Raw genomic sequence first — 13,500 nt, forward strand, 5'->3', positions numbered from 1 at the left:
GGGACCGCATCAATCTCACCGGCGACTACGTCTGGGCCGAAAACCTCGAACTCGACGCCGATGGCTTCACGCCTCTGCTCGCCAAGCCGCTACCGTGAATCCGTGGCCCAATAATGTACAGCGGCCGGAATGGCCGCTTTCGAGCCGCAATCGCGAAGAAGCGGACGTTCGTTCAGTCGGTGGGGCCGGGGGGCATGAACGGGTCGCCCTCAGAACCGTAAGCGGACTTGTAACGCGCCCCTTTAACGTTTTGAAACCAGCACGAATCCATGCGCCAACGGGCAGGATCACAACCGTCCGGTTGCGACACCTACCCCCAAAGCAGACACTAAGCCTTTCTTCGCCCCCAACTTCAGACGTTCATTGATCTCGGCAATGGCCCCTTCAAACTTATCGACCCGCCGAGCCGCTGCAATACACACAGTGTGCGTAGTAGCAATCAATAAATACTCCAGTGCCAGTTGGACTTGTAGACGAGCTGGTTATCCATCGACGACCATATGTGCGGTGTCCACATGTCCTGTCTTGGATTGCCGCCGTATTTGGCGGTATCCGACAGTCTGTCGTAGACGTCCGCAGTAATCCAAGTCGGTGTTGCGCTGCTCTCGTTGCTCAGCTTAGCGGCGTAGTTTGCTGCGCGGCCGACCCATACTAGGTCGTTCGCGCCCCGTACGCCGGTCTTGGCCGCCATAACAGACGAATGGTCGATGCCGCAGGTGTGGGAAATTTTGAAGTTCTCGTTCGAATACTGCGCCTCCAGCTTCGGCTGTATGATGTTGTCACATGCCCAATGTATCTTAAAAGCCGTCTTTACGGCGTCGCTGCTCTGCGACTTGCCGAGATAGATCGCCATAACCCTGTCACCGTCGTAGGCGGTTATCGTACCGCCTTGGGATCGGATGATACGCGCCGCGACGAGCAGGAAGGTCTTATAAATTTCGGCTGCAAACTCGCGCTGCCATCCATCAACGAGCCGGGTCGAAGCCGCCAAATCGGCATAAAGAACGGTAGCTTGCAGTGCTCGTCCTGTGTTCGACAGCGTGAGGTCGGTGCTATCGGGCACGACGGTGCCGTTGGTCACTGTCCAAGCTTCACGGAAGATGTTGGCAACTGCGTCGTCCAAGTCCTTCTTGAGGGTCAAAAGGGCAAATCCTGTAGGTGTTTAAAGGAAGGTCCGTCCTCACTGCCGCTGCGGTGGTGGTCGACCCGGGGGGGGCAGAACTATCGAGCGCTTATACATGCTAGTTCCCGCCGGGCGCGCGATCACCCGGCGGGCGCCCGATGCTTAGCCGTTATTCGGGCCAAGCTCCCGCATATGCTTCCTCAGCTGGTTGCAGGCTGGGGCCATGGCCGCGGCCGCATCACGACCCTCTTCGAACCGATAGGTGATCGTGGTCACGCCGGCTAGGTCGCTAGGCAGCTTCAACTTTTCTCCTCGGGGTTCCATGAGCAGAGCGCGGGATCGGCCGAGCCTGCCCATGAAGAGCCCCAGCTCGAAGACGACGTTGTCACGAGGGCTTGGCCACTCAATCGTCTTCTTCTCATCGGTCGTTACGTCGTCCGGATGCGCAATGGCGATTGCGAAGTCAGCACGATCAACCTCGTCCTCTAACGTCTGCAAAGTGTAGCTGGTGGCGCGGAACACGCCATCAGTCCACACTACGACGTTGAAATTGTCGTACTCGAGCCCACTCTGGATCTCGCGAGCGATCGGAATGGCGCTGACAGACGAGATTATGAAGACGCGGATGCGGTCACGATAGGCTCCGATGCCGGCGTTCCGCTGCAGCAATCGACGAGCGAGCTCCTTTGCTATCGTACGATAGATTTCCGGATACTTCGTGCCGAGCTGCGCGAGATCGTCCTCTGTTAGTTTGGCGGCAATTACCTCGTCTGTTGCGATAACGTCCGCCGATCGGCGTTGCGTCGGCTGTATGGCCGACATCTCGCCCACATGATCCCCGGCCGTCCGCTTTGCCTGCGGCCGACCATTTACAACGATCTCGACGGTTCCGACGAGCAAGAGATAAAGGTCGTTGTCGTCGGCGTCCTGTTCGATCAGCTTGTCGCCCTTGTTGATCGCCACGAGTTCAGCCTTCTCGCATACCTCGTTCGCAAGCTCGGCGTTGCCGCTGACGAGCTTGTTACCGGCAATCGCCTCCAGTCGGAGGCGCCGGCCGGTTTCTCCAGACAGCCTGTCAATCAAAGCCATTTCGTTCCTCGCCAGATGGTGTTGATGTTGCTTGGGCGGCGTTCTCCATCGCTGCTTCGCGATCCCGGATAGGGCAGTCATGCATGGTGCCGCAGCAGCGGACGCCCCAAAGCACGTAGGTGTCAGCGAACGCAGCCTCAGCTGCCCGCCTTCTGTTCTCCGCGCCGATCAGGTCCTCAATCGCGAGACGACGTACAGATTTCGACGCCGACGACCGCGTGCCGAAGCTCTCGGATGGCAGGGGGCCCGCTAGACGGCCCATGCCGAACTCAAGCGCCTTCCGGTACCTAGCAGCAAGCCCTGCACGTTCCGCAGCGGCTTCAGCCGCGAGCTGATGACGCGCGGCGTCGCCATGAGACAGCCAGCGCCCAGTCGGCCACTGGCCTCGCGTGTCGGCGAACTGCTGGCAGAGAAGGTACGATCTGAGCTTAGCCCAGAAGTCGTCCACCTCATCGGCGGTGCAGCCGAACGGGTCAAGTCCAAGACAGAAGCTGCCATCGTAAGTAACGTGGCGTTCGGGACATCGCCTGGGCAGCAAGGTGCCGGGCTCCACCTCGGCCACGGTGAGACGGTCGGTCGCACGAACCCGCAGGTGATAAAGTATTCCAGGCCGCCCACTGGGATGCGGCGGCTGCGCCGCGACGAGGATGCCGTCACCATCCTCTTCAATCTCGGCCCAGCTTGGCGCCCGCGTAGCGGCCAGGACGACGAACGCCGTGCTCAGAAGCCACCGTAGGAGCGATTTTCCGCAACGGGCGCGTCTGCTTCTTCAACGGCCGCAGCCGCCGGCTGAGACTGCAGAAGGACCGTGTCAAAATTGAGATTCTTCGACTTGCCGTTCGCGGGAAACAGTCGGCGCGTGTCGGGCGAGGCCAACGTGTAGGCATGGTCGCCGATCCTCGTTTCGGTGCCAGAGCAGACGGCCTGGCATTCCTCCGATGCAAGCGTTGCATGGCTTGAGGCGACGCGGACGGATCGATCACCTCGGATCCCGATCCGGCTAATAGGCGTAGAGCCGATCTCAAAACCGATCGCAAGGCCGAGGCGCCGCGCCGTGGGTAGCATCTCGATGCAAAGATCAAAGGACGATCGTAGGGCTCCGACGCACGCAGTAGCCTTCTCTACGCTGGTACGTTCGTCAGTGCGCTGATCGTCGCCGACTGCAATTAGCCCGTGGATGCAGTCGCCGATAAAGCGCACCTTCCGGCCATCGAAGTCGTCCTGAAGCACCGCATTCAGTTCGCCCCGGATCACGTGCAGATCACGAACTGCCTCTGCGGTACCGCCACTGGCCATCGCCGCGTCGACGTACGCGGTGTAGCCGTCGAGATCAGCGAAGATCGACACGAGCGGCATGCGCACGCTGCGCGACGGGCTCAGCCTTGAATAGTCGATGGATCTGAGCGGAGGCCGATGATGGTGAAAGACGAAGCCTGCCATTCCAATGGTAGCGTCCCTGTGGGTCCGCATCGCCGTTCGAAGGTCATCGGCTCGGCGCTCGATGCGTTCGGCATCCAGAACGGAGCCTGCGCCGAGCGACGCGACCTCGTACTCGCTCGCCTTGCTGACGCGCTCAGCGACGATGCCGCCTACCTGCCGAAGTCCGAACAAGGCTCGAACGCGATCGGACGGATAGATGCCGGGGGATGACCCCTCGGCTAGCTTGGCCGCGTGGTTTGCCGCACCGCCGATGAACAGCGGTTCTCGCTCGTCCTTCCGCCCAGAGTCGATGGCCACGCACCGCCCAATGTCGATCCCGATCCGGAACACCGGACGCGTCTGCCCGCGCAGTATGTCGCGGCTAGCAGCCTCCGACAGTGCGATTGTTTCCTGAGCAAGCTGCAGTGCTCGCGCCACCGCCTCGCGGACGTTCGTCGAGTCCTGAGGATGATCGATAGTCACCACTGCATGCATCCGCGGACCATGATAGTCGATGCGCTGCGCACCCACGCCGTCCGAGGCCCTATCCAGAGCCGCGTAGTGGAGATGAAGGAAAGAGAGTGCGCGAGCATGGCTCGCTTCGGTCTCCGCTCCGGCATCACGCCGCATGGCATCATAATTGATGACGTTAATGTAAAGTTGGACGGTATCTGTGAGGACGGCGTCGCCGGGGCCAAGGTCCCTTACTACCCGGGGTGTCTCTGCATCGCCCATCTTCGCCCGGACCTCGCGAATACGGGGAAGATACTCTGCCTCAAAAAGCTCAACGCGCATCTGTGGGGTCGCCGCGATAGACGACGCTATTCTGTTCTGAGCGCGCAAATAACTCCAGCTCACGCAATCCTCTCCCATCGAGTGGCCTTTGGCCTCAGGCGCACAAAAATTTCATTCTTCTTCGAACCTTAACGCTAACATACTTACATCGACCAGCGGAACAAAATAGCATCCATTCTGGAAGTTTTGAAGATTGCCGTCGATCGCAGACGGACCGCTTTCCACTAGGTAAGGAAGAGGAATCGGTATCAAAACCGAGCGGTTGTGACCTAGGAAGCTGCGCCAGCGCGAGATGAGCGAACGGCAGAAACTGCGCTTGCGAAAATGGGGCTGACAACGTCTGTGCTTGGTCGGCGGGACAAAAGGGAAGGGCGGCAGCTCCCGACCAACTCAAGACGTTCAGCGTCGGCGTTACGATCGTCGGCCTTCGCGAAAACCCGCCATCCGGGTAGCACAAACCGGCCGGTCGGCTTTGCGCCCTAATCTCGGTCGTTGGCCTGATCCGTCACAGATCTCGAAAGCAGACGTTCGCGAGAGTCCGGTGGTCGGCCAAGAGAGATGATTGCAGGCTGATCGCTTTCGGGTTCTTGATGGCGTACCCAGCCGATTGTTCACCAAGCGCGCGACGGCAGCAATACGTTTGAGCTCTGGCGCCGGCTGGATGGCGACCGGCTGGCAGTGCGGTCCGAGTTCTACCGGGCGGCGAATCAAGGAGGGAGGGGGCTTTTCATGAATATCGATACCGCGCTCAGCGAGCCGGGGGTTCGGCTGATCGAGTTTCACAACTGGTTCAACCGCAACATCAAGGTGACCTTCGGCGCCCTTGAAGCGCTGACACAGCAGCTGCCCGCCGGGACTGACGAGGCGGCGTTCGTCCTGCCGACCGGCGGCGAGCCTTGGGGCAAGACGACGCGCTGGCGAAATCTTGTAGCGCCCGTCAAGGACGCCGCGACCTTCCTCGCGGAAATCGGCATTGCGCGCGCAACCGCGGCGCTTGAAGATTATCGTACCGGGGCCGAGGCGGAGTTTACACGCGCGGGGCTCTCACCGGTACGGCCGCGCGCGGACGGGGCAGGAGCACTCAAGGGCCTCGATGCCATGTTCGGCGTCGATCCTGCGCTGATCACCGATGTTGCGTACATGGCCAGCTTTTTTGAGATCGCGCGCAACTGCGTCGTCCACCGCTCCAACCGCGCCAGTCCGCAACTGGCCGCGCTGCGCGCCGATCCCAAACTTGTCGCCACCCTGACCCGCTGGCCCAAGCGGGCCGGCAAATGGACCTTGTCGCTGCCCGACATCACTGCCGGGGAGGTGGTCGACTGGCGACCGCGTCACGCCATCATGGCATCCGACGTCTATTATCGCTGCGCGATGCTGCTTGATCGCGGGCTTGTCGGCTGCCTCGGTCCGGAGGGGCTGGCGCGAATGGCCGCGCACTGGTGCTTCTTCGGCGATCCGGTCGTCGCATGCCCCGCCAAGCTCGATGCCGGCACGATGGTGCGGACCCAGCTGGTCGGACGCTATGGCGTGCGGTCGACGACGCTCGCAGAGACAGTCGCCTTGCTGCGCGCCACGAACAGTTGGGACGCGGCGCGGGCGGAGTTCGATCGCCGCTACCCCGATGGTCCCGAGACGACGCTAGCCAGGCGACGGCGCGCGCGTCGTACAGGTGGCGGCGCTACGCGGCGAGGTCGCAAACGCTGAGCCCAATGCTTCTGGCTTGGCCGGAAAGGCCCGGTATACCTCAGCCGGCGCCGTCGGATGGCGGCGGTGCATCTCTGAAATAGCCGAGGCGGCGATCAATCATCGCGCGAAGCTGTTCGAGCTGGGCCTTGTCGCCCGGGAGCTTGACAAGCTGGAGAAGGGCCATGTGATCGGGCAGATCATGGCCGCAGAAGATCCAGTGGTTGATGTGGCGGGCGAGCAGCTCGCGCAGGAACTGGCATAGATCGTGGAGATCGTCCCCCGACGCCCCGGCATGGACATAGTCGTTCCGCAGACGTGCAATATGCGCTAGTTTCCAGCGCGAAAGTTCGGGTTCGAGCTCGCCGAACAGCGAGCGCTCGATCACCTTTTCATTCGACCCGTTCTTGGCGTCGGCCTCGACATACAGTTGTTCCAGCGCAGACCAGTAGCGCAGCAGGCGCTGGCTGCTGTCGCGGCTCGCGAACCCGTCCTGAAACAGCATCACGGCGCGCACTAACATGTCGCGCAGGGGATGTGCGTCGAGCGCCGCCAGCGCTTTCTTGGCCCGAGGGACGACCTGCAGGACGCGCTTCACGTCAGGCGGGTTGCGCTCCCAGGCCTCCGCATCATAGTCCGGATTGTACCAGATGCGCTCCTCGCCGCGGAACTGCTTCTTGCGAAAGACGAACTGGTTGGGCCCGAGCCAGAGCTTTCCCTCGGTCCAGTCCCGTCCGCCCCAGTGCGTGTGGCGGCGCCATGTCTCGTACATGTTAAGCAGACCCAACATCAGCTGGAGCGCATCCATCATTCGATCGACGGCCCGATCCTCGTTCCGGTCGTCACAGCTAAGGATGACATGGCCATAGAAATGCGGCCGATCGGGGTAGATGCGCCCGACGCCATTCAGAAGATATTCGCTACGCCGCAGCCATTTGGGCAGATGCGCCGCCGAGCGAAGTTTGACGCCGCGCCACTCCAGCCTGAAACCTTTTGCATGCGCCATGCTCCGCGCGCGGAACTTGGTCCACATCGTGAAGGACACGAGCGGAACCGCCAGCTCCTTGTGCTGGATCGCCGACGCTTCCTTAATCAGCGCCTCGGCCGTCATTGTCCCGGCGTGGCGGCATTTTCTGAGCGCCTTTGAAAACAGTCCGATTGCCTCCGACCGGCTGACCGCGGGTTTGACCGCGAAGGCGTCGGGCAGGATCTCGTACAGTTCGTTGAAGTCATAATGTTTATAGCTGAGTCCGCCGCTGCTGATGTCGGTGCCTGCCTCGAATTCGCGCAGCAAGGCACCGAGCATCTGGTCAGTGACATATTTCTTGCTGCGGCTGATCTTCATACGCACCTTTGTGGTCTCTATTAGCGGTCAGCGCCAAGCAGAATCCGCAGAGGACGGGGTCTTGGCGGCGGGAGACCTATGGAGCGCTGAAAAAAGGATTGGGCCGAGCGCTGAGTCGGCGGATTGCGGAAAGGCGCGCGGTGCACGCGGCGAGCTGCCCGACGTGCGCTTGATCGCAGTGAATCGTCTTTTTTTTTACCGCTTAAGCTCGGCTCGCACCTTCGCACTTGCGCGTCCGCTTTCGTTATCAGTTGGCGAAATGCGGTCATTCAGGAACCGGTCCAACTTCACTCATAGAACAACGCCATGCGAACGAGCGCTGAACGTCAACTGCTGGCAAAGGCCGACGTTCAACCTGTGGCCTAGGAACGGCAGAAAAGTCCCAAATCTCGCCGTGTTAGCATCGGAAGTACCTAGGCCTTCGAACCCGATTTAGAACATGAATGAATGGCAGGAGTCGGGGAGCGGGGATGGCGGTCTGAACGACCGCATCTGGGTCGTCATGTTTGAATGGGTTATCCACTTCCGCCCATTTTCTAGACGTCCGACCTAGCGCTTCATCTGATGCTGAACTAGGCAATCGGAAACCGTTTGTTAGCATATGTCGTGCAGGGATAGATGATGCCTTGCAATACGACGGTGTCGATACGTGATATGCAAGCCTGTCTCGGATCTTTACTTTTCCTATGGGCCGACATCGAGCGGGAGTTGCGGGAGCAGGTCGCCAGACGTTGCGGGATGGTCCCAAGGCCAGCACACGGCATTGCAGCATGCCTCCGTTCTTGGCGCGGCAATCTCCCTCATGCAAACGACACTGAACAGTTGCGGGGACGGTTGGCCGACTCCCTTATTCAGCAGCTTCAACCTGCACTCAAAATGCGCAACGGCCTTTGCCACGGGCTGACCGGCTATTCGTCGGGGTCAGAACGATCTGCCCAACTGTTATGGCGGCTAAACGGCGAGGCCGGGCGGGTCAGTTACGAGGAACTGCAAAACTCGTTCAGCTGGTTGGCGCGGGTTCCTCGAGCATTTTCGGTGCTGTCCATGCCATCCGCCGTAGGAAAGTTTGATCGGTGTGTTGACACGACCGAGAACAGGCAGTGGTGGCAAGCGGAATTTTCCTTAAGCTTCCCAAGCTGACGGACCGCGTCCGAATTGGTCAATAGCTGTCCTTCCGACTTGCACCAATCCACGCCGTTCCCATCGCTCACTCGGTACATAAAGGCCCGCCAAGGTCGACATGAATGAATGTCGGAAGTCGGGAAGCGGTCAGGGACCTTCGAATGGCCGATTGTGGGTCGTCCTCACGAGAGCGGCAGGGCTTAACCGCTCAGCTGCACGAGGGATTGGCTTGGGATAACGTCCAACTTTACCCTTCCCGATCGTGTACTTGAAGAGTTATCGATGCGCGTTATACTATACACGATTTGGTGATTATAACGCTGTTAATGCAGTTCTCGTATGCTTCTGTTCCGAATGGAAGGCGTATGACACTGCACGATATTTCGATACCCCGTAAGCTGGCGTTTGCTTTTGCATCGCTCATTGCAACGTTCACGATCGTAAGCATCGTGGTGTTTGTGAACGTTCGCACGCTGCAACAAGTGGCAGTCATGCGCGATGAGGCGAGGCTCGCTTCGGAATATGCCGACGACTTGCTGGGTGGCGTGGTCGAAGGACAGAGCGCGGTACGGGGATACGTCCTGTTGGGTAAAAAGGCGTTCCTCGATACCTATCGAGAGAACACGATGTTGATCCAGAAAGCATCCGTACAGTTCGCCCGGCACGCCGATCGACCGGATCAGAAAGCTCGTCTCGCGAAATTTACTGATGCAGTAGCCGCATGGCAGCAGGACAAGGTTCGGCCGACGATTGCCGCATTCGCCGACCCCGCAACGCGAGGCCAGGCGCGCGATCTCGCCGGCGCCAAGCAGCTCGGTGCCATGCGTAAGGCACATGAGGAGATCCAAGCTGCACAATCGGCGTGGGTCGCTCGGCAGGACGCCGCCAAGCGGCAGGCCGAACGCTTCGTCACCTGGACGCTCGCGCTCGGGGGAGCGCTCGCCGTAGCATTGGCGGGACTGATGGGTTGGCTGCTCTCGCGTTCCATTGCCCGACCCGTCGTTGATATTGCGCTGGTGATGGAGGCGCTGGCCCGGGGGGATAACGACGTCAGCATGCCCGACGCCGATCGCCGTGACGAGATCGGTAAGATCGGCAGAGCAGTCGTGGTGTTCCGCGACGCCGCCCTACGAAAAATTCGAGCTGACCGCGAACAGAAAGCTGTAGTGGCGGAGGTCGGCGGAGGACTTGCACGCCTTGCCAAGGCTGATCTGGCAACGCGTCTGACGAACTTGCCCGCAGGGTACGTTGCGTTGGAACAGGACTTCAATGCGGCTATGGAATCGATGTCGCGGGTGATGGGGACGGTCACGCACGCTGCAGATGGTATCAACGGCAGTGCTGAAGACATCCGCGCCGCTTCCGACGATCTCTCACGACGTACCGAACAGCAGGCGGCCAGTCTTGAACAAACCGCGGCGGCGATGGAGGAGATCACCAGTACCGTTCGCGAAACGGCACGCAGTGCGGCGGTGGCGAACGATACCGTCAAAGCGACCCGCGTTGAAACCGAACAGTCTGCGAAGGTGGTTGAGCGTGCGGTTGTCGCCATGGGCGGAATTGAACGAGCTTCTGGGGAGATCGGAGAGATCATTGGCGTGATCGATGCGATCGCATTTCAGACCAACCTGTTGGCATTGAACGCCGGCGTGGAAGCTGCGCGGGCAGGCGACGCGGGTAAGGGATTTGCCGTCGTGGCCAGTGAGGTCCGGGCCTTGGCACAGCGTTCAGCCGACGCGGCCCGTGACGTCAAGGGCCGCATCACGTCAGCAACCGAGCAGGTTGATACCGGAGTCGCCCTTGTAAACGAGGCCGGGACTGCCCTGGTTCGGATCAACGCCCGGGTGAACGAAATCAGCGAGCTGGTCCGCCAGATCGCAACCGCTGCAGAACAGCAGGCAGTCGGGTTGCAGCAAGTCAGCACCGCAGTGGGGGAGATGGATAGTGTGACGCAGCAGAACGCTGCTATGGTCGAACAAGCGACCGCTGCCGCACGTAGTTTGGCCGATCAGGCTAATGCCCTGGCAGGACAGGTCGCTCAGTTCAAACTGAGCCAGAGCGCCCCGGACGTTTCCCGCAGGCCCGGAAACCCAGTTCATCGGCTCCAGCGAAGGATAGTATCCCCGGACCGACGGTCGGTCGCCGCAGGTCGCGCAACTGCCGTAGCAGAAGATTGGTCAGAATTTTAGACATGCAATAGCGGACCTTGCTTACGATTTCATTGTACGAGACAAGGTCCGCCTTCCACATCTCATATCAAGGCGTCGGCCTCAGCGAGGCCAACGCTGGAACCCGCCCGGCTGTAAACATAGTAAGTAATGTTGTCGGCGACAAAACTGCCGTCATACTCCAGACTGGTTACTCGGGTACCAGCATCGGAAGTAATGACAGCCTGCCCACCGCCGGCGAAGTCGAGGTCGCGGTCAGAACCAAAGCCAATGACGCTGTCGCCGTCCCGGTCGACCAGCTTGAGCGTCGTTACCAGTAGATCATCGACGCCAAAATCCTTGATCCTGTCATTGCCAAGCATGGTACCTGCGAACAGGAAGACGTCACTGCCGCTGCCACCGGAGAGAACGTCATTACCCTGACCACCTTCCAGCAGATCGCGTCCGGCAAGTCCGGTAAGTGTGTCGGCCCCTGCGAAACCGCGCAGGATATCGTTGCCCGCCGTGCCGTTCAGGACGTCGGCCCCGTCCGTACCGGCTCGATCGTCGCTACGCAGACTAATTTGAACGATGGTGCTATCGGTCCCGGTGTCGAACAGCTGGCCGGTCGCAGTGATCCGGATCGCGATCGTCTCGTCACTTTCGACAAGCCCATCATCGAGGATCGCTACCGAGCCCAGATTGACGCGATAGTCGCCGGCCGGCGATTGGGTGATCGAGAAGTTTCCGGAGAAAGTACCGATGCTTACATCGCTGCCGTTGGTCGCAGAGGAGATGTCAGTGACGAAGCTCATCGACACGAATGTGTTGAGGCTAGTCACGCTCTTGAACGTCAACCCGATCGTGAACGTTTGATCGATGCCCTCGGTCACGACTTGGGGAGTGGTTACGACGGCGGTTGCAAGATCGGCACCGTTGACGACCTTTGGTGCGTAGCCACCAAAGTTTTCAGCGGTAAGCAAAAAGGCATCGACGTTCTCCAACCGGCCGATGGTTTGGAAACCGCTATTTCGACCGGCCGCACCATCACGATCGATCTGGAATAGCGTGTCCTTGCCGGCTTGAAGCAGTCGCAGATAGCCGCTGCTACCGAACGGGTTCGACCCGTCCCAGCCTTGGAAGCCGAAGGTAAAGTTCGTGCTGATATCAACGATATCGCCGTCCGCACCTGCCTTGAAGTCGGTTACCGTCGGAATGGCGTTCTGCGGTGCAAAGCTCGCGAACTCAACGCGATCGCGTCCGCTACCAAGCGTTGCCCGTGCCGCCTGTCCGTTCCCTAGAATGAGTCGGTCGGCACCCTCACCAAGATCGATCGAACCGGTGCCGGGACTGAAGACGTAGTAGGAAACAACGTCGTCTCCTGTGCCGCCTTCGATCCGGATCGTTTCGGCAGTTCCATTAGACGAATGCGACACGAAAATGGAATCGTTGCCTGCACCACCACGTATCGTGTCTGATCCACCCGTGTCGCTGATCAAGTCATCACCATCGCCACCGTCGATGACGTCGTTCCCGAAGCCGCCCTGGATGGTGTCGCTATCGGCACCGCCATCGATGCTGTCGTTACCATTGCGACCGTCAATCTGGTCGCGACCGGCGAAACCGCTGATGACGTCAGCACCGACCGTTCCAGTTAGGGTATCGAAGTTGTCCGTGCCGGTAATCGTCCTGCCGACCACCGCGGCGCCCGACGGTGCATATCCGCCGAAGTTTGCTGCGGTAAACGCTTCGACCAAGCTGTTCTCAAAGCGTGCTAACGTCACGAAGCCGGACATGGAGCCAGTAGGTCCATCGCGATCTGCTTCCAACAGGACCGTCGTGCCTGACTGAACCAACCGCAGAAAGCCTGCTGGACCGAACGGATTGGAGCCATCCCAATTGATCGTCGTCCGGGCGACATACTCGCTGAGTTCAAAAATGTCGCCCGCATCGCCGGTCTGGAAATCGGTGATGACAGGCGCATTCCCGGTCGAAGTATACGGTTGCAGAACGATCGTATCGCGACCGGCACCCGTGGTGATCGTCAACAAGGCGTTGGATACTGTCCCGAACGACAGTCGATCGGCGCCGTCACCAAGATCGATCGTCGCCGTTCCCTTGGCAGAACTGTTGAAATCGACCCGGTCATCGCCAGTCCCGGCGTCGATGACGATCGTCTCGGTTAATCCCGTCGCGCCAAAATGGCTGACGTTGATCGTATCAGCGCCCGCTCCACCACGCAGGGTGTCCGAGCCGTTGGTGAAGTCATTGACGAAGTCGTTGCCATCTCCGCCATCTAGAATGTCATCGCCAGCGCCCCCTTCCAACGAGTCTCCATCGTCGCCGCCGTTGATTACATCGTTGCCGCCGCGTCCGTTGATGATGTCGAAGCCGGCATAGCCATTGATGACGTCGTCCCCATCCGTGCCCGATAGCGTTTCAGACGCAACAGTGCCGTCGATCTGCATAATTTCCTCCCCCTGAATTCAGCGGGTTATGGAAGCCAACCTCGGCACGCGCAAGCGAGCGTACGATCCGGTCGAGTGGAGAGTTCGAGCGCCTCGCGGTAGCTGAAAGGACCAGTCGCCCACGTAAGCTGAACGAACGTCTGAAGTTTGGTATCGTGAAAGGGGGTGCGAATGTCCGAGAATGGGTCATCAGTTATACAGGTGAGGTGTTGATCGCCCGCTCGCCACCAGACGTTAAGCGACAAGAGCCCTTTAGCGCGGCCAGAATTACGTTGTTGGCAGTCAAGCGGCGATAAGACTGATAGTCGC

At 60.0% G+C, this 13,500-nt stretch carries 8 protein-coding genes; 2 read left to right on the forward strand and 6 right to left on the reverse strand.

All coding sequences use genetic code 11. The features are described from left to right. Positions 1–439: 439 nt before the first annotated feature. The 4 genes from MF607_RS21705 to MF607_RS21720 all read right to left on the reverse strand — a co-directional run bounded on the left by MF607_RS21705 (position 440) and on the right by MF607_RS21720 (position 4,489). Complete coding sequence (locus tag MF607_RS21705) at positions 440–1,141, reverse strand: adenylate/guanylate cyclase domain-containing protein (RefSeq protein WP_242122216.1); 702 nt, start codon at positions 1,139–1,141, stop codon at positions 440–442. A 144-nt stretch (positions 1,142–1,285) separates the two neighbouring features. Beyond that, positions 1,286–2,212 (reverse strand): TIR domain-containing protein, encoded by a 927-nt coding sequence (locus tag MF607_RS21710; protein WP_242122218.1) that lies wholly within the window; start codon positions 2,210–2,212, stop codon positions 1,286–1,288. Continuing rightward, entirely contained in the window at positions 2,199–2,936 is a 738-nt protein-coding gene (locus MF607_RS21715; RefSeq protein WP_347340917.1) for an E2 domain-containing protein, read from the reverse strand. The genes MF607_RS21710 and MF607_RS21715 overlap by 14 nt, the downstream gene beginning before the upstream one ends. After that, positions 2,933–4,489, reverse strand: coding sequence for a nucleotidyl cyclase domain-containing protein (locus MF607_RS21720; RefSeq protein WP_242122220.1), 1,557 nt, complete (start codon positions 4,487–4,489; stop codon positions 2,933–2,935). Before MF607_RS21720 ends, MF607_RS21715 begins: the two co-directional genes overlap by 4 nt. Before the next feature lie 666 nt (positions 4,490–5,155). On the opposite strand from MF607_RS21720, the gene MF607_RS21725 reads away from it, so the two are divergent. After that, positions 5,156–6,130 carry a hypothetical protein gene (locus tag MF607_RS21725; RefSeq protein ID WP_242122223.1) on the forward strand — a complete coding sequence of 325 codons (975 nt, stop codon included), beginning with the start codon at positions 5,156–5,158 and terminating at the stop codon, positions 6,128–6,130. Positions 6,131–6,170: 40 nt separating this feature from the next. On the opposite strand, the gene MF607_RS21730 is transcribed toward MF607_RS21725, so the two are convergent. After that, positions 6,171–7,454 (reverse strand): hypothetical protein, encoded by a 1,284-nt coding sequence (locus MF607_RS21730; RefSeq protein WP_242122230.1) that lies wholly within the window; start codon positions 7,452–7,454, stop codon positions 6,171–6,173. A 1,487-nt stretch (positions 7,455–8,941) separates the two neighbouring features. On the opposite strand from MF607_RS21730, the gene MF607_RS21735 reads away from it, so the two are divergent. Next, positions 8,942–10,765: a methyl-accepting chemotaxis protein gene (locus MF607_RS21735; protein ID WP_242122233.1), complete on the forward strand. Its 1,824-nt coding sequence runs from the start codon at positions 8,942–8,944 to the stop codon at positions 10,763–10,765. A 62-nt stretch (positions 10,766–10,827) separates the two neighbouring features. On the opposite strand, the gene MF607_RS21740 is transcribed toward MF607_RS21735, so the two are convergent. Next, positions 10,828–13,191, reverse strand: coding sequence for a calcium-binding protein (locus tag MF607_RS21740; RefSeq protein ID WP_242122236.1), 2,364 nt, complete (start codon positions 13,189–13,191; stop codon positions 10,828–10,830). Positions 13,192–13,500: the final 309 nt, after the last annotated feature.

Origin of the sequence: Sphingomonas lacusdianchii (assembly GCF_022664395.1) — a bacterium.
GTDB classification, from domain to species: Bacteria; Pseudomonadota; Alphaproteobacteria; order Sphingomonadales; family Sphingomonadaceae; genus Sphingomonas; species Sphingomonas lacusdianchii.